At 65.3% G+C, this 16,659-nt stretch carries 18 protein-coding genes; 10 read left to right on the forward strand and 8 right to left on the reverse strand.

Annotation, left to right across the window (positions count from 1 at the left end):
• Window positions 1-2: 2 nt before the first annotated feature.
• The gene (gene kdpA / locus X268_RS25400; RefSeq protein WP_128927464.1) at window positions 3-1,706 is read right to left on the reverse strand and encodes a potassium-transporting ATPase subunit KdpA; all 1,704 of its coding nucleotides are present in this window, start codon (window positions 1,704-1,706) and stop codon (window positions 3-5) included.
• Window positions 1,707-1,818: 112 nt separating this feature from the next.
• A complete protein-coding gene (locus X268_RS25405) occupies window positions 1,819-1,908 on the reverse strand; it encodes a K(+)-transporting ATPase subunit F (protein WP_038965694.1) in 90 nt (29 codons plus the stop codon).
• A 600-nt stretch (window positions 1,909-2,508) separates the two neighbouring features.
• On the opposite strand from X268_RS25405, the gene X268_RS25415 reads away from it, so the two are divergent.
• The 9 genes from X268_RS25415 (at window position 2,509) to X268_RS25460 (ending at window position 8,250) form a co-directional block, all read left to right on the forward strand.
• Window positions 2,509-2,976, forward strand: a complete 468-nt coding sequence (locus X268_RS25415) for a hypothetical protein (RefSeq protein ID WP_128927466.1) — start codon at window positions 2,509-2,511, stop codon at window positions 2,974-2,976.
• 22 nt (window positions 2,977-2,998) lie between these two features.
• Window positions 2,999-3,295: a hypothetical protein gene (locus X268_RS25420; protein ID WP_245477650.1), complete on the forward strand. Its 297-nt coding sequence runs from the start codon at window positions 2,999-3,001 to the stop codon at window positions 3,293-3,295.
• A gap of 118 nt (window positions 3,296-3,413) precedes the next feature.
• On the forward strand, window positions 3,414-3,668 hold the full coding sequence (locus tag X268_RS25425; protein ID WP_164937932.1) for a hypothetical protein: 255 nt from the start codon (window positions 3,414-3,416) through the stop codon (window positions 3,666-3,668).
• 24 nt (window positions 3,669-3,692) lie between these two features.
• Window positions 3,693-4,610, forward strand: a complete 918-nt coding sequence (gene dapA / locus X268_RS25430; RefSeq protein ID WP_128927468.1) for a 4-hydroxy-tetrahydrodipicolinate synthase — start codon at window positions 3,693-3,695, stop codon at window positions 4,608-4,610.
• Between the two features lie 317 nt (window positions 4,611-4,927).
• Window positions 4,928-5,116, forward strand: coding sequence for a V-type proton ATPase subunit G (locus X268_RS25440; RefSeq protein ID WP_128927470.1), 189 nt, complete (start codon window positions 4,928-4,930; stop codon window positions 5,114-5,116).
• Window positions 5,117-5,133: 17 nt separating this feature from the next.
• Window positions 5,134-5,523, forward strand: coding sequence for a hypothetical protein (locus X268_RS25445; protein ID WP_128927471.1), 390 nt, complete (start codon window positions 5,134-5,136; stop codon window positions 5,521-5,523).
• A gap of 87 nt (window positions 5,524-5,610) precedes the next feature.
• Window positions 5,611-5,736: a hypothetical protein gene (locus tag X268_RS40580; protein WP_283818276.1), complete on the forward strand. Its 126-nt coding sequence runs from the start codon at window positions 5,611-5,613 to the stop codon at window positions 5,734-5,736.
• Between the two features lie 270 nt (window positions 5,737-6,006).
• Window positions 6,007-6,642, forward strand: a complete 636-nt coding sequence (gene upp / locus X268_RS25455; RefSeq protein ID WP_128927472.1) for a uracil phosphoribosyltransferase — start codon at window positions 6,007-6,009, stop codon at window positions 6,640-6,642.
• 33 nt (window positions 6,643-6,675) lie between these two features.
• Window positions 6,676-8,250: an AMP-binding protein gene (locus tag X268_RS25460; RefSeq protein ID WP_128927473.1), complete on the forward strand. Its 1,575-nt coding sequence runs from the start codon at window positions 6,676-6,678 to the stop codon at window positions 8,248-8,250.
• 23 nt (window positions 8,251-8,273) lie between these two features.
• Here X268_RS25460 and X268_RS25465 read toward each other — a convergent pair whose 3' ends face one another.
• The 6 genes from X268_RS25465 to X268_RS25490 are packed head-to-tail and all read right to left on the reverse strand — an operon-like array spanning window position 8,274 to window position 15,232.
• Window positions 8,274-9,518, reverse strand: a complete 1,245-nt coding sequence (locus tag X268_RS25465; protein WP_128927474.1) for an acetyl-CoA hydrolase/transferase family protein — start codon at window positions 9,516-9,518, stop codon at window positions 8,274-8,276.
• Between the two features lie 7 nt (window positions 9,519-9,525).
• Complete coding sequence (locus tag X268_RS25470; RefSeq protein WP_128927475.1) at window positions 9,526-11,079, reverse strand: class I adenylate-forming enzyme family protein; 1,554 nt, start codon at window positions 11,077-11,079, stop codon at window positions 9,526-9,528.
• Window positions 11,080-11,109: 30 nt separating this feature from the next.
• Window positions 11,110-12,276 carry an acyl-CoA dehydrogenase family protein gene (locus X268_RS25475; RefSeq protein ID WP_128927476.1) on the reverse strand — a complete coding sequence of 389 codons (1,167 nt, stop codon included), beginning with the start codon at window positions 12,274-12,276 and terminating at the stop codon, window positions 11,110-11,112.
• A gap of 38 nt (window positions 12,277-12,314) precedes the next feature.
• Complete coding sequence (locus X268_RS25480) at window positions 12,315-13,604, reverse strand: TRAP transporter large permease (RefSeq protein WP_128927477.1); 1,290 nt, start codon at window positions 13,602-13,604, stop codon at window positions 12,315-12,317.
• 11 nt (window positions 13,605-13,615) lie between these two features.
• A complete protein-coding gene (locus X268_RS25485) occupies window positions 13,616-14,170 on the reverse strand; it encodes a TRAP transporter small permease subunit (RefSeq protein WP_128927478.1) in 555 nt (184 codons plus the stop codon).
• Window positions 14,171-14,203: 33 nt separating this feature from the next.
• The gene (locus tag X268_RS25490) at window positions 14,204-15,232 is read right to left on the reverse strand and encodes a TRAP transporter substrate-binding protein (RefSeq protein WP_128927479.1); all 1,029 of its coding nucleotides are present in this window, start codon (window positions 15,230-15,232) and stop codon (window positions 14,204-14,206) included.
• 220 nt (window positions 15,233-15,452) lie between these two features.
• Here X268_RS25490 and X268_RS25495 point away from each other — a divergent pair, with 220 nt between their 5' ends.
• On the forward strand, window positions 15,453-16,655 hold the full coding sequence (locus tag X268_RS25495; protein ID WP_164937933.1) for a CaiB/BaiF CoA transferase family protein: 1,203 nt from the start codon (window positions 15,453-15,455) through the stop codon (window positions 16,653-16,655).
• Window positions 16,656-16,659: the final 4 nt, after the last annotated feature.

The following is a 16,659-nucleotide window of genomic DNA, read 5'->3' on the forward strand; positions in this document are numbered from 1 at the left end:
AGTCAGAACACTTGGCCGGCGTTCATCGCGAGCTGCTCGACGATGGGACCGAGCGCGAGCGCCGGGAAGAATGTCAGGCCGCCCATGATCAGGATCACACCGACGACGAGACCGACGAACAGGCCCCCGGTGGTCGGGAACGTGCCCATCGACGGCGGGATCGATTTCTTGGCGGCGAGCGAGCCCGCGATCGCCATCGCCGGGACGATCATCAGGAAACGGCCGACGAACATCGCGGATGCGCCCGTCAGGTTATAGAACAGGGTGTTCCCGGTCAGACCTGCGAAGGCCGAGCCGTTGTTTCCCGTCTGCGAGGAATAGGCATAGAGCACCTCCGAGAAGCCATGCGGACCGGCGTTCGCCATCGAGGCAACGCCCGTGGGCAACACGACCGCCATGGCCGCCCAGCCCAGGATCATCAGCGGCAAGATCAGGATTGCGAGCATCGCCATCTTGACTTCCCGTGCCTCGATCTTCTTGCCGACATATTCCGGCGTGCGGCCGACCATCAGCCCCGCGACGAAGATCGCGAGGATGACGAACAGCAGCATGCCGTACATGCCGGCGCCGACGCCGCCGACGATGATCTCTCCCAACTCCATGTTGATCAGCGGGATCATGCCGCCGAGCGCGGTGAAGCTGTCATGCATGGCGTTCACGGCGCCACATGAGGCAGCGGTGGTGATCACGGCGAACAGCGAGGAAGCTACAATGCCGAAGCGGACTTCCTTGCCTTCCATGTTGCCGCCGGTCAGCCCCAGCGCCTGCAGCGTCGAGGTGCCCTGGGCTTCCGCCCAGTAGGCGACGGCCACGCCGGCGACGAACAGCACGCCCATCACGGCGAGGATCGCCCAGCCCTGGCGCTGGTTACCGACCATGCGCCCGAACACGTTGGTCAGCGCCGCGCCGAGCACGAAGATCGACAGCATCTGCACGAAGTTCGAGAGCGCGGTCGGGTTCTCGAACGGATGCGCCGCATTGGCGTTGAAGAAGCCGCCGCCATTGGTGCCGAGCATCTTGATCGCGACCTGGGATGCCACCGGGCCGACCGCGATGGTCTGCTTGGCGCCCTCGAGCGTGGTCGCCTCGATATACGGCCCAAGCGTCTGCGGCATCCCCTGCCAGACCAGGAACAGCGTGAACACGACGCAGATCGGCAGCAGGATATAGAGCGTGCAACGGGTCACATCGACCCAGAAGTTACCGACCGTGCGCATGGACGCGCGGGCAAAGCCGCGGATCAGGGCAACCGCGAGCACGATGCCGGTTGCTGCCGACAGGAAGTTCTGGTGCGTCAGGCCGACCATCTGGGTCAGGTAGGACAGCGTGCTTTCGCCGCCGTAGTTCTGCCAGTTGGTGTTGGTGATGAAGGAGATCGCGGTGTTGAAGGACAGATCCTCCGCGACCGCGGACTGACCGGCCGGGTTGAAAGGCAGCACTGACTGCAGGCGCATCAGCCCGTAAATGATGAGAAAGCCGCCGACATGGAACAGCAGCATGGCAACCGTATAGGTCAGCCAATGCTGCTCGCGCTTCTCGTCGACGCCGGAAATCCAGTAGATGCCGGCCTCGATGGGCCGCAGAACCGGCGAAAGGAACGTGCGCTCGCCGTTGAAGACACGCGTCATGTAGCCGCCGACCGGCTTTGTCAGCGCGACGATGATCGCGCAGTAGAGTATGATTTGGAGCCAACCGATCACAGTCATGGCATTAACCCTTCAGGCAGTGTGTCCGGCGCAAAAGCGGCAGGAGCAGCGCAGGCAGGCCGGCGACGAGCACCGCGTCGGCCAGCAGCAATTCAAGAAGCAGCAGCACGGGTCAGAACCGCTCGGGCCGCAGCAGCGCGTAGGTGAGATAGAACAGCAGGCCGAACGAGACGGCGCCGGCGAGTGCATAATCGAAGATCATGGTCCGCGCCCCTCACAGCCGTTCGCAGGCATAGGTGTAGCCGATGGCAAGGGCAAAGAAGCCGAAGCCCAGCGCCAGCATCAGAATGTCCATCATGGATCCTCCTTGTTGCAACCATCTCCTGGCGCAATCATGTTCCGCTTCCCGCCGAGGCGGTTGCGGTAAATCAAATGCGAGACGTTCCGCATTTCTGACGGGATCTCTCACTGCGCTGAAGTGCCAGCGCAGACATAGGTTTTCGAGATGAGGCCTATGGCGATGTTATAGGAATCTCATAAAGGCGAGCGGCGATGCTCGCTCAAGCCTCCGCCGTCGTCCCGGACAAGCGCGCCTCAAGCGCGCGCCGATCCGGGATCCATAGCCACAGGGGATGGTTTGACGAAGACTCGTGGTGACGAGCTTTTGACGGCAACTTCTTCCTGGAGTTATGGGTCCCTGCGTTCGCAGGGACGACAGCGGCGAATGACGCACCACCACCCCCACTCACACTTATGAAATCCCTATATCTCTCGCCCAATCCCCCTCTCGTTTTCAAATGCTTTTGAGGGCCATCTTGGCAACGCCGGCCGACTGACCGACGCCAACTCCAGGAGGCCTGACATGACCGCCGTTCTCCGACGCCTCGCCCCGCCTTCCCTCAGTCAGCAGCTTCGCGACACGGCTGCGATGACGCGGCCGTTGATGCTCGACATCATCGCGCAGGCCTGCCGGCGCTATCCCTCGCTCGGCCAGAGCGAGCGCACCGCGCGCATCATGCGCCTGATCGACGCCGAGGCCTGGGCCGACGCGGCGCTGGGCCTGCTGGAGCTCGAGCTGCCGCTATGGCAGGTCCGCCGCATCGCGTATGACGAGGGCGAATGGCATTGCGCCCTGTCGCGCGAGCGCGAGCTGCCGGACTGGCTGGATGAAGCGGTCGAGGCCCACCACGCCGACCTCGCACTCGCCCTTCTGTCGGCCCTCGTCGAGGTCAGGGCTGTGACTGCCGAGGCGCCGCGGCCGAGCGTTCCTTCCGTAGGGCCCGTGCGCGATCCGCTCTACGAGCCGATTGCCTGCGACAATTTCGGCTAGAGCGGCCCGACGGATCGAAGCCGTGTCGCAAGCTCCGGACATGCCGCGCACGCTGAAGGCGTCGCGCGTGATTGCACGGTTCACCGTCCGCGTCGCGTTGCTGGTCGGCTTCGCCGCGTTCGGCAGCGTCGGTTTCGGCCGAAGCCTTGCGGTGCTGCTTTGGATGTCGATCATCCTGTGCGCCCTCGCCGGCCTCGTCAGGCGCGAGCCGCTGTTTCGCACCTCGCTCAATCATTGGGACGAAGCCGCCGCCTTCGGCGCGCTGTTCGCGCTGGTCCACATCGCCAACGACCTGACCTCCGAGCAGCCGGCTTTATGAGCTTCCTATGAGATCGGCGCGCACCCGCCCTCGAAATCATATTCGCGACTGCGGATATTGAGCGCGCCGGCAGGAACGAATGCGTCTCAGGCCGGCGCCGTTCAGAAGGAATAAAGCCGTGAAACTCGTCGAACCTCCCTCGTGCAGCTCGCCTTCCGCCATTGTCTTCATCGGTCGCAATCGCCGGGGACAATGGGTCGCTCAGGAACAGAATGGCCTCTATGGCGGCCTGTTCGTCAGCCGCGCCCAGGCGATCAAATATGCGCTGTTCGAGAACGGGCAGCATCCCGAGACCATCGTCGAAACACCGCGCGAAATTGAGCTCGACATGGCCAAGCGCCCCAGCACCAACATCTCGCAACGCGCCGCCTGAGCCGACGCCTTACGGTGAAGCACAATGTTCACCCCTCCTTCCGCCTGGTTCACCGGCTTCATTCCGGACCTGCCGACGCCGTTCGATGCGGCGGATGCGGTCGACCTCACGGCATTTGCCGCACTGTGCGAGCGGCAGATCGCGGCAGGCCTTCCCGCCATCGTGGTTTGCGAGACGGCCGGCGAGGCGTCGACACTCTCGCCAGCCGAGCAGGAGCTGGTCATCCGTACCGCAGTCGATGTCGTGCGCGGCCGCGTGCGGGTCATTGCAGGCGCTGTGTCCAATGCAACCAGCCACGCCATCGAACTGGCGCGGCGCGCGGAGGACGCCGGCGCCGACGCCGTCATGGCGGTGGTCCCGGCCTATAACAAGCCGATGCAGGAGGGGATGCTCGCGCATTTCCGCGCCATCGCAGGGGCGACCGGACTGCCCGTGATCCTGCACGACGTCCCGTCCCGCACGCTGCGCCCGCTCGCCGACGAGACGCTCTTGCGTCTAGTGGAGTCCCGCTCGTTCGTGGGTCTGCGCGACGGCAGCGCCGACGTCACCCGTCCTATGCGCCTCGCCCGCCACCTGCCGGCCGGTTTCCGCTTTCTGTCCGGCGACGACGCCACGGGCTTCGCCTACATCGCGGACGGCGGCGATGGCGCGATTTCTGAGGTCGCCAACATCGCGCCGGATCTCTGTCGCACGATCTTTTCGCAGGTCAGGCAGGGCCGCCTGCAATCGGCGCGCTACCTCCACAGGCGCCTGATGCCGCTCATCGGCTGCCTGTCCAGGGAAAGCCCGGCGGCGCTCAAATTCGCATTGAGCGTCCTAGGCCTGACGTCTGCCACGACGCGGCTTCCGATCGTGCCGCTGAGGCCGGCTGCGCAGAGAGAGGTGGTACGTGCCTTCGCCGCGATCGCCGACGAGGAATTGATCGACGGTGTCGGGGCCTGACGCGTCGAGGCCAGCCGGATACCGCATGCCGATGTCGACCGATGATTCTCACAAGCTGCTCCGGGCCTGGCAGCTGGCGCTGCTGCGCTTTGCCGTGGCCGTCGGGCTCACGCGCTCAAAGCCTGCGCCCGCTCAGGCCGGACGGCCGAAGCGGAACCCCAATCTGTTCAGAGGACTGCCCGCGCGAGGATCGGCGTCCTTATGACTTTCCTATGCGGTCGCCCCGGCGCCCATCTCGCAATCCTACGCAACGATGGACATCATGAACGGCAGATTGGAGCGGCCGTCTTGCCGCGCCGAGGACAAGGACTTCCGCAATGTCGATCCTGACACATGGTCTTGACCAGCCCTTCCAGGCCGAACGTCCGGCGCACATCTCCGAGGCGCGCAAGGCCCAACTCAAGCGCATCGCGCTCCAGGCGTTTGCCCTGCTCTCGATGGGCAGCGTGCTCACCGCACTGATTGCGCTCAGGACCGCGATCTATGTCTGGCGCCTCCACACCTGACCGGTAGGAAGACCATCATGACCTTGCAGATGTGTGAGGAAGCCGCCATGGTCGCAATCGCTCTTCAAGCGGCGCATCGCCGGTCCGAGCCGAGGCTGCCGGCGGCGGCACCCAAACCGCTCGATCCCGACGTCCTCAGCGCCGCCATTCCAGCCTTCTTCATCGGACGCAATCGCGCCGGCCTCTGGGTCGCACGCGAGGCAAACGGCCGCGTTGGCGGCCTGTTCCTGCTCAAGAGCTCGGCCATCGACTTCGCCAATCGTCACAGCGCGCCGGACCGTTGCGCGCTGGTGTTTCCCACCGAGACCTTCGAGCTCGACATCGAGAACCGCGGCAATCCGCTGATCAGGCTGGCGGAGGCAGCGCGGCGGCGGCTTGCGCGCGTGACCATGAGGCCGCTGACATGATCGAGCTCAAGATCGCCATCCTGGCTGCGTTGATGGGTGCATTGCTGCTCGGCATGCGCTTCGGCGCAACACCTGCGGACAAGTAGCATGCAACTCAAGGCAAATCTCGAGCACGCGGTCACCACCACCGTCCTGACCATGACGCTGAGCATGGTCTGGGGCGCCATCCTGACGATCGTGATCACGCTCGTAGCGCGCGGGGTCGGGGTCTAGCTCCCCGCTTCCCTCTCGATCAGCCGGGCCAATTCCGCCGCGGTGACCTCGATCGGCCGGCCGCTGCGCTCGACGTGAGCCTAAATCACCGCGCCCTGGAGCGGCGACATGCAGGATGGCCAATCGCGCCGCATAGGCTTTGCGGCCGGCATCCGACACGGCGAGCAGCCGGGCCCGCAGCGCGGTGACGATGCCCGGTTAAGGACACGGTCCCGCGGAAAAGACCCGGCCGATCTGGCGCAATTCCAGGGAACCGTGTAGATCGGTTTCATGAGCACTGGCAATGTCAACGTCGTCGCCCACCCCCTGGTCCAGCACAAGCTCTCGCTGATGCGGGAGAAGGATCGCTCGACCAAGAGCTTTCGCGAGATCCTGAACGAGATCGGGATGCTGCTCGGCTACGAGGTGACGCGCGACCTGCCGCTGGAGCTGGTCGAGATCGAGACGCCGATTGCGACGATGCAGGCGCCGAAGATCGCCGGCAAGAAGCTCACGCTGGCGCCGATCCTGCGCGCCGGCGTCGGCTTCCTCGACGGCATGCTGGCGCTGATGCCCTCGGCGCGCATCGCCCATATCGGGCTCTACCGCGACCCCGAGACGCTGCAGGCCGTCGAATATTACTTCAAGGCGCCGCAGGACCTGTCCGATCGCACCGTGATCCTGATGGACCCGATGCTGGCGACCGGCAACTCGGCCTGCGCTGGCGCCTCCTTGCTCAAGGCCCGCGGCGCCCGCGACATCCGCTTCGTGTGCCTTCTGGCCGCGCCCGAGGGCATCGCCCAGTTCCGGAGCGAGCATCCCGACGTGCCGATCTGGACCGCCGCGATCGACGAGCGGCTGAACGATCACGGCTACATCGTGCCGGGCCTCGGCGATGCCGGCGACCGGATGTTCGGCACCAAGTAGACAGGTTTGCACGATCGGGTTACTCCGCTTGCCATGAGTGCCAATGCGTTTTCGCTGCAATCGCTGATCCGGACTGAGGCCGCCGCCGATCCCGCCTTCGTATGCGACGGCACCGCGGTCTCGCGCGCTGAATTCGAAGGAAAGATCGAGCAGACCGCGGCCTGGCTGGCGGCGCAAGGCATCGGCAAGGGCGACGTGATCGCGGTCTGGCTGGTCAACCGGATCGAATGGGTCGCGCTGCTGTTCGCCGCCGCCCGGCGTGGTGCGATCGTCGCCGCCGTCAATACGCGCTACCGCAGCGCGGAAGTGGCGCATCTGCTTCGTTTGTCCGGCGCCAGGCTGATGGTGGTCGAGGCCACCTTCCGCTCGATCGATTTTGCCGCGATCCTCGCCGATCTTGCCAGGGATGACGTCCCCGCGTTGCAGACACTCGCGGTGGTCGGAGCCGACGCGATCCCAGCGCATTGGCCTTGCGTGCGCTTCGATGCCTTCGACAAGCCCTATCCGCCAGCGCCGCCACCTGAGAATGATGTCGACCTTCCGGTCCTGCTCTACACGACATCCGGCACCACCAAGGGGGCAAAGCTCGTGGCGCATTCGCAGCGGACTCTGGCCACGCACGCCACCTCCGTCGCCCAAGCGCTTCAGCTTGACCCGCGGCGTCATTCTCTGCTGGCCATGCTGCCGTTCTGCGGCACCTTTGGCATGACGAGTCTGCTCGGCTTCGTCGCGGCGGGCGCGACCGTCCACGTGCTCGACGCCTTCGAGGCGGCGCCGGCGCTGAGGACGCTCGGCGAGCATGGGATCACGCACGCCTTCGGCTCCGACGAGATGTTCCGCCGCGTCCTCGCCCTCACGGATGCGCCACGCCCATTCCCGCATCTGGAGGTCTGCGGCTTCGCCGCGTTCCAGCCCGGCTGGCGCGAGCTTGCCGCGGAGGCCGAGACGCGTGGCCTGCCGCTCTACGGCCTCTACGGCTCGAGCGAGGTGCAAGCCCTGTTCTCGATCGCCCGCACCAGTGACGCCTTTTCCGACCGCATCGAGGGCGGCGGCTGGCCGATGTCGCCCGATGCGCAGGTGCGCGTGCGCGACACCGAGGCCGGCGAGCTTGCGGCCGAAGGCGCTTCCGGCGAGATCGAGATCAGCGCGCCGTCACGCTTCCTCGGCTATTTCAACAATCCGGAGGCGACGCGCGACGCGATCACCGCGGACGGGTTCTTCCGCACCGGCGACATCGGCCGGCTGCGCGGCGACGGCTCCTTCGTCTACGAAACGCGCGCCGGCGACGCCATGCGGCTCGGCGGTTTCCTGGTCGCGCCCGGCGAGATCGAGGACGAGCTCAAATCCTATCCCGGCGTGGCCGACGCCCAGGTGGTCGCAGTCGATCTGAAGGGCCAGGCACGCTGCGTCGCCTTCGTGATTCCGGCCGGGGAGCCGCTACCACAGGAGACGGTGATCGCGCGCCTGCGCGACCGGCTGGCCGGTTACAAGGTGCCAGCCCGAATCTATGTCGTGGAGTCGTTCCCCGTCACCGACAGCGCCAACGGCGTGAAGATCCAGCGCGCCAAGCTACGCGCCATGGCGATGGAGCGGATTGCTTCCGAATAGCCGGACCTCGTTCAGCGCTGAATCTACATCGCGCGAAGCCGGCCCGACAGAGCATCACGATGCTCGGGCGCGGCGATCGCGATCATGCGGCGCGCGCGCTCGGAGAGGCCGCAGCCGCGCAACTCCGCGATGCCCCATTCGGTGACAATCGCATCGACATCGGCGCGCGGCGTCGTCACCGTCTCGACATGGGCGACGATCCGGCTGGTCCCGTCGGACGCCGTCGCCGGCAGGGCGATGATCGCTCGCCCTCCGGGAGAGGCATTGGCCCCACGCACGAAATCGAGCTGCCCGCCGATTGCGCCGATCGCAACGCCATTCAACGTCTCGGAATTGACGCTGCCGTCGAGCCCGGCCTGAAGCGCCGCGTTGATCGCGACCAGACGATTGATCCGCGCCAGCACGTTCTGGCCGTGCGTGTAGGAGGTCGGCCGCACCGAAACGGTCCTGTTCTCGTGGACAAAGCGGTAGAGGCGCCGGGTCCCGATCACCTGGTTGGTGACGGTGATCCCGGCATCGATGCCTTTCTTCGCGTTCGTCACCGCGCCGCGCTCGATCAGATCGACGACCGCATCGTTGATCAGGCCGGAATGGACGCCGAGATCGCGCAGGTGCGACAGCGATGAGAGAATCGCATCAGGAATCCGCCCGACACCGAATTGAAGCGTGCTGCCGTCGGCGATCAGGCTCGCCGCGTGTGCAGCAATGCGCCGGGAGACGTCATCGGGCGGCGTCGCGGCCAGCTCGACGGGAGGCCGGCGCGCGGTCACGCGCACATGGATCGGCACCTCGTCCGGCCATTCCGCGCCAAACGTGAACGGCGCATCCGGATTGATCTCGGCGATGACGAGACGCGCGCCGCGCGCCGCGTCGATGACGTAGTCATTGGAGAGGCTTTCGCTCAAGCGGCCGTCGCCGGCTTGCGCAAGCTGCACCAGAACGACATCGGCCCTGTGGCGGCGCGCTGCGAAGTCGGCGCAGAAGGCGCTGTAATTGCTTGGAATCACGTCCAGCCGCCCGGCCCTGGCGAGCCGTCGCGCATTGCCGATCACGCCATAACTCTGGATCGTCACGTTGGGAGCGCTGGCGGCGGGGAACGTGTCCGAGAAGATCGGCCCGACCATCATGCGGAACGATGGCAAATGCCCGGCCTGCGCCATCAGCGCTTCCGTCAGCGTGACCGGCTCCGCCGTCGCCTGCCCGCACACCACGAGATCGGCTTCCCGGATCAGGCCGGAGAAATCGATCGGCGCCGCATCCTCCGACATGACCGCGTCAATCCATCGGCGAAAGGCGCGTGGAGGATTCGCCAAGCAACGCGCGCAGCTCGGTCTTCACGATCTTGCCGTAGCTGTTCTTGGGCAGCTCGGTCATGAGATAATAGTGCTTCGGCCGCTTGAACCGCGCGATCCACGCATTGCAGACCTGATCGAGCTCATTTCGGGTGACTGCCCTGCCGGCAGCGAGAACCACGACGGCCACGACCTCCTCGCCCCATTCCGGGTGCGGCCGGCCGATCACCGAGACTTCGGCGACGGACTCATGCCGCAGCAACACCTCCTCGACCTCGCGCGGATAGATGTTGGTGCCGCCGGAGATGATGACGTCCTTGGAGCGGTCCTTCAGCGTGAGGAAACCATCGCCGTCAAAGGCGCCCATGTCGCCGGTATAGAGCCAGCCGTCACGCAAGGTGTTCGCGGTGGCGTCCGGGTTCTGCCAGTAACCGGACATCACGGTATCGCCGCGCACGACGATCTCGCCGATCTGCCCCGCCGCAACGTCGCATCCCATCTCGTCCACGGTGCGCACCTGCACGACGCCTTGGGCGATGCCAACCGAGGCGAGGCGCTCCTCATAGCGCGGATGCCCGGCCTCGACATGCATCGACCTCGGCAGATAGGTGATGGTCATCGGCGTCTCGCCCTGACCGTAGATCTGGACCAGCTTCGGCCCGAACGCGTCGAGCGCCGCCTTGCAATCGGCGACATACATGGGGCCGCCGCCATAGATGATGGTCTTCAACCCCGGCGCCCTGGCGCCCGCGGCTTCGGCGACGACGGTCAGGCGGCGCACCATGGTCGGCGCGGCGAAGAAGGAGATGCCGTCGCGCCTCGCCGTCAGCTCAAGAATCTCATCCGGCTCGAAGCGTCCGCTCTCCGGAATGATCTGCGCGCCCATGCCGAGCACATGCGGCACCATGTAGAGGCCGGAGCCGTGCGACATCGGCGCGGCGTGCAGCAGCGCTTCGCCGGGCACGATCGGATTGATTTCGGCGAGGTAGTTCAGCGACATCGCCAGCAAATTGCGATGGCTGAGCACGGCGCCCTTGGGCCTGCCGGTGGTGCCGCTGGTGTAGAAGATCCAGGCCGGATCGGTGATCGCAACATCGGCGATGGCGATGCCGTCGGCCTTCCCGAGCCCGCGGTGGTCGGCCGATCCAATTTCGATGATCCGTGGCTTGGCGGTGCCGAGCGCCAGCGCCTCCGACGCGACATTGGCCATGTCCTCCGTCACGAAGACGAGCGCGGCGCTCGAATTGTCGAGGATGAAAGCGACCTCGCGCGGATGCAGCTTTGCGTTGATGGGCACGGCGACCAGCCCGGCATGCCAGCAGGCGTAGAGGCAAGCGACGTAGTCGGGCACGTTCTTCATCAGCAGCGCGACGCGGTCACCTTTGGCGAGACCCAAGCGCTGCCGCAGCGACGCAGCCAGCGAGGCCACGCTCGCGGCGAGCCGGCCGTAGTCGGCGACCGGCGTCAATCCCTTCAACAGAGCCGGTGCCGATGAATTGGCCTTGGCGGCGCGCAGGAGGTGGTGAGCGAGATTCATGGCGTTCCTGCCGAGCTGTGCACAGGAAGACTAGTACGATTTGGCGAGGCCAAGCACCTTTTCGGCAATGAAGCTGAGCGCGAGCTGCGGGCTGACCGGCGCGATGCGCGGGATCAGCACCTCGCGCAAGTAGCGCTCGACGTGAAACTCCTTGGCATAGCCGAAGCCGCCATGGGTCATCACAGCCTGCTCGCAGGCCGAGAAGCCGGCCTCGCCCGCGAGGTATTTTGCGGCATTGGCCGCGGCGCCGCACGGCATGCCCCTGTCATATTGCCAGGCCGCCGACATCACCATCAGCCAGGCCGCCTCGAGCTCGACCCAGTTCACCGCGAGCGGGTGCTGGATGCCCTGGTTCTTGCCGATCGGACGATTGAACACGGTGCGCGTCTTGGCGTATTCGGTCGCGCGCGACAGCGCGAGCTTTCCAAGGCCGACCGCCTCGGCCGCGATCAGAATGCGCTCCGGATTCATGCCTTCGAGAATGTACTGGAAGCCCTTGCCTTCCTCGCCGATCCGATCCTCCATCGGAATTTCGAAATCCTCGAAGAACAGCTCGTTGGAATCGACGATCTTGCGGCCCATCTTCTCGATCTCGTGGACCTTGATCTTGTTGCGGTCGAAATCGGTGTAGAACAGGCTGAGGCCGTGGGTCGGCGAGCGCACCTCCTCCAGCGGCGTGGTGCGCGCCAACAGCAGGATCTTGTGCGCGACCTGCGCGGTCGAGATCCACACTTTCTGCCCATTGACGATGTAACGGTCGTTCTTGGCGACCGCACGGGTCTTGAGCTGCGTGGTGTTGAGGCCGGTGTTCGGCTCGGTGACGGCGAAGCAGGCCTTCTCGCGGCCCTCGACCATTGGCGGCAGCATGCGCTTGCGCTGCTCCTCGGTGCCGAACACGACGACTGGGTTGAGGCCGAACACGTTGATGTGCACCGCAGACGCGCCGGACATGCCGGCGCCCGATTCCGCGATGGTGCGCATCATGATCGCAGCTTCGGTGATGCCGAGGCCGGAGCCACCGTATTCCTCCGGCACACAGATGCCGAGCCAGCCGGCATCGGCGAGCGCCTTGTGAAAGTCGTGCGGGAAGCCGCCGTCGTGGTCCTTCTTCAGCCAATAGGCATCCGGAAAACCTTCGCAGATCTTGGCGATGGCGTCGCGAATGGCTTCCTGTTGATCGGTGAGCGCGAAATCCATGTTCTTGATCTCCTTCTTGGGAGCCGCCTGCTCCGATCCTAGCGCCCCATCTGCGAGGGCAGCCAGAGAATGATAGACGGAAACGCCACCAAAATCGCGATCGCGATCAGATGCGCAATGAAATGCGGGAAGGTGCCGTGAAACACTTCCGCCACCGGCCGCTTGGCGTAACGGGCTACGATGAAGCAATTCAGCCCGACGGGCGGCGTGATCATGCCGACCTCGGCGGTGACGATCTTGATGACGCCGAACCAGATCGGATCGAAGCCAAGCGTCTTGATCAGCGGCAGCACGATCGGCACGGTCAGCACCAGGATCGCGATCTGGTCCATGAAGGAACCGAGCACGATATAGCCGAACAGGATCAGCGTGATGATCACCCAGCGCGAGGTCTGCAAGCCGCCGATCCAGGCGACGAGATCCTGCGTGACATGGGTGAGCGTGAAGAAGTAGCCGAAGATCGAGGCGCCGACGAGGATCGTCACGATCATGCAGGTGCCATGGCAGGCGCTGAGCAGCGCCTTGTAGAGCGAGCCGGGCGTGACCCTGCCCTTGGCGATGGCAAGGGCCAGCGCCCCCGCCGCGCCAAGGGCCGAGGCCTCGGTCGGCGTCGCCACGCCGAGATAGATGGTACCGGTGACGAGCGAGAACAGCAGTGCCATCGGGCCGCCCTGCCACAGCAACGAGAACCGCTCCCGCCAGGAGACCGGCTCGACCCGCGGCGCCCGGGACGGATCCTGCCAGACCAGGAAATAGATCGTCGCCATGATGGTGGCGGTCACCAGCGCGGCTGGAATGATGCCGCCGATCAGGAGCTGCCCGATATTGACCTCCGCGAGCAGGCCGAAGATCACCAGCGCCACGCTGGGCGGGATCAACATCGCCAGCGTCCCCGAGATCGCGACGACGCCGGCCGCCATCTTCGGCTCATAGCCCTGGCGGATCATCGCCGGCAGGCTCGTCGACGACAGCGTCGCGGCTGATGCCGTCGAGGTGCCGCAGATCGCGCCAAACCCGGCGCCGGCGAGCGCGGTCGCCATGCCGAGCCCACCGGGGATGCGGCCGACCCAGGCCGATGCTGCCTTGAACATGTCGTCGGCGACGCCGGACAGCAGCACGAGATCTGCCATCAGCAGGAACATCGGGATCGTGATCAATTCATAGGACGAGACCGTGGAGAGCGGCGCCGTCTGCAGAATGCCGAACAGCGTGCCGGTGCCGCCAACCATCAGCAGGCCGACCGAGCCGGCAAATCCCATGGCGAAACCGACCGGCGTGCCGATCGCCAGCAGGACAAAAAGCAGTCCAAGCACGAGAATGACTGTCATCGCTGCCGCCGTTATTCGAAGGAGTGGGCTTCGCCGGTCTCATTGACAGGCGGCAAGGGAAACAGGTCACGTCCGGAGACGAGGCTGAGCACGTTTCCAACCAGCTGCAGCGCCAGCCGCAGCACGAGCACGCCGCAGCCGAACGGCACCAGCGCGGCCGAAATCCAGGTCGGCCACGCAATGGCGCCGGCCAGCACGTCGTGCTGCTCGTAATTCTCCAGCGCGCGCTCGAACCCGACCTTGCAGATCAGGACGAAGACGAACAAGCCGGTGAGTGCGGTGACGATCTCCGACAGGCGCCGGCCCGCCGGCGGAAAGCGCGAGAGCAGGATGTCCACGCCGACATGCGCGTGAACCCGCAAGGTATCGGACAAGGTCAGGAAGAAGACGGCGGCCAGAAGATAGAGGCCGATCAGGTCGTAGGTGAAGGAGAACGGGCTGTTCATGACGTAGCGCATGAAGACGTCGGCCACCACCAGCGCCATGATCGCAAAGAGAGCGACCGCAGCGATCACCGTCAGTGCGCGCTCCAGCACGCCGAGCACATCCGTTGCCCGTTTGATCATGCCTGGCCCTCCCCTTTCGCTGCAATCGTGCCGCTATTTCGCCCCGGCGGCTGCGAGCAGACCTTCGAACTCTTTCAGTGCTGCAGAAGCCTGCTTGCCGCGGCCGTCCAACGCCGTCGCCCATTCCTGCGCGACGCCCTTGAGCTTCTCCTTCATTTCGGCGCGCGTGGCCTCGGGCAGCGCGGTGAAGCTGATGCCCTGCTCCTTCATCTTCTGCTGCGTGACCTCCTGCTCCTTGTCGACGTCGGCGCAGGCCTTCGGCGTGATCGCTTCCGACGCCGCGTCCATCGCCTTCTTCACGTCGTCGGGCAGCTTGTCCCAGACCGATTGATTGATCGAGTAGGCAACGATGAAGCTGCCGAAGCTGACGCCTTCGGTCGCGTATTTGACGAGCTTGTCCAGGCCGTAGGCGGCGACGCTGTCCATGGGGAAGAGCAGCCCGTCCATGGTGCCGCGCGACAGCGACTCATAGGCGTCGGGCGCCGCCATGCGCACCGGCACCGCGCCGAGCGTGCGCACCGTCAGATCCTGCGCGCCGCCGGTGGTGCGCAGCTTCAGGCCCTGCATGTCCTTGATCGTCTCGACCTTCTGCTTAGCGGTCCACACCTGGTAGGGCGGCAGCACCACAGCCATCAGCAGCTTGATCTTGTTGGACGCATATTCGCGGCTGGCGAGGACGCCTTCCCGCGCCGCCTTCCAGTAAGCGAGCGTGCCCTGGCAACTGGTCTGGAATGCGCCCGGCAATTGTGCGACCTCGGACAACGGCATCTTGTCCGAGACGTAGGACGGCCCGATGTAGCCGATGTCGACCACGCCGGACTGGGTCAGCCGCAGCATGTCGCTGGCCTTGCCGATCTGCTGGTTCGGATAATGGGTGAAGGTCACGCCGCCATTGGTGCGCTTGGTGACGTCGTCCATCCACGGCTTCAGCATCAGGCGGACGAGATAGTGATCTGCGGGGAAGCTATCGGCAACCTTCAGCTCCAGCGCCTGCGCCGACAGCGTCGAGACCGGCAGCGAGAGTGCCAACGCCGCGGCCGCCCGGACCCAATTTCTCTTCATTCGCCTTCTCCCTGACGCGCCCTCACGCCGAGGCCGCAGCCGATTGCTGCCAGCCGGCCCGGCTTCACTTCTTGCTTGAGGAAGATGTACATATATGTGAATTTATATGTCAAGTATATGAACTGCGCATGAGCCTATGCCGCGTTTGGTAGTGCCCGCGAATTGACACCGCCGATTTCTGAACTCTAACTCCACATATATGAACCCTCACAGAGGCCCCATGGGACCGCTCGCCGGCTTCACCATTCTCGACCTGACCTCCGTGCTGATGGGCCCCTACGGCACGCAGGTGCTGGCGGACATGGGGGCCAACGTCATCAAGGTCGAAAGCCCCGAGGGCGACATCGTCCGGCAGATCGGTCCCGGCCGCACGCCCGGCATGGGCGGGATGTTCCTCAATGCCAATCGCGGCAAACGCAGCATCGTGCTCGATCTCAAGAAGACGGAAGGCCGCGAGGCGCTGCTGCGGCTGGCGAAGCGCGCCAATGCGCTGGTCTACAATGTGCGCCCGCAGGCGATGGCGCGGCTCGGCCTCGACTATGAGACACTGGCCGCGATCAATCCCGCGCTCGTCTATGTCGGCGCGTTCGGCTACGGTCAGTCCGGTCCCTACGCCGCAAAGCCCGCCTATGACGATTTGATCCAGGGCGCGGCGACCATTCCGACGTTGCTCGCCGCCGCCGGTGACGGCACGCCGCGCTACGTTCCGGTCACCATCGCCGACCGCATCGTCGGGTTGATGATGGTCAACGCGATTCTGGGCGGGCTGATGCACCAGCAGCGCACCGGCACCGGCCAGCGCATCGACGTGCCGATGTTCGAATCGATGACGGAGTTCGTGCTGGTCGATCATCTGGGCGGGCTGACCTATGACCCGCCGCTCGACCATGGCGGCTATGCCCGCCTGCTGTCGCGCTATCGCCGCCCCTACAAGACCAGCGATGGCCATCTCTGCGTGCTCATCTACAACGACAAGCACTGGCGCAGCTTCTTCGAGGCGATCGGGCAGCCGGAATTCCTCGATCAGCCGCGTTTCGCCAACCACGCCGCGCGCACCAAGCATATCGACGAGATCTACCAGGAGATCGGCCACATCTTCGCAACACGCACCAGCGCAGAATGGCGCGAGCTCCTCGAGCGCGCCGACATTCCGGTGATGCCGATGCATACGCTGGAAACCATCCTGGACGATCCGCATCTCAATGCGACCGGTTTCTTCAGGATGGTGGATCACCCCGTGGAAGGCCGCATCCGCCAGATGCGCGCGCCCTCCACCTGGAGCGTGACGCAGCCGGAAGCCGCGGGCCCGGCACCGACGCTCGGCCAGCATGGCCGCGACATCCTGCGCGAGGCCGGTTTCTCGACCGAAGAAATCGACCAGCTCGCAGAGCAGAAGGCAGTTCACCTGGCAGCGCCGCCTTGAGCGC

The organism is Bradyrhizobium guangxiense (genome assembly GCF_004114915.1).
Lineage (GTDB): Bacteria > Pseudomonadota > Alphaproteobacteria > Rhizobiales > Xanthobacteraceae > Bradyrhizobium > Bradyrhizobium guangxiense.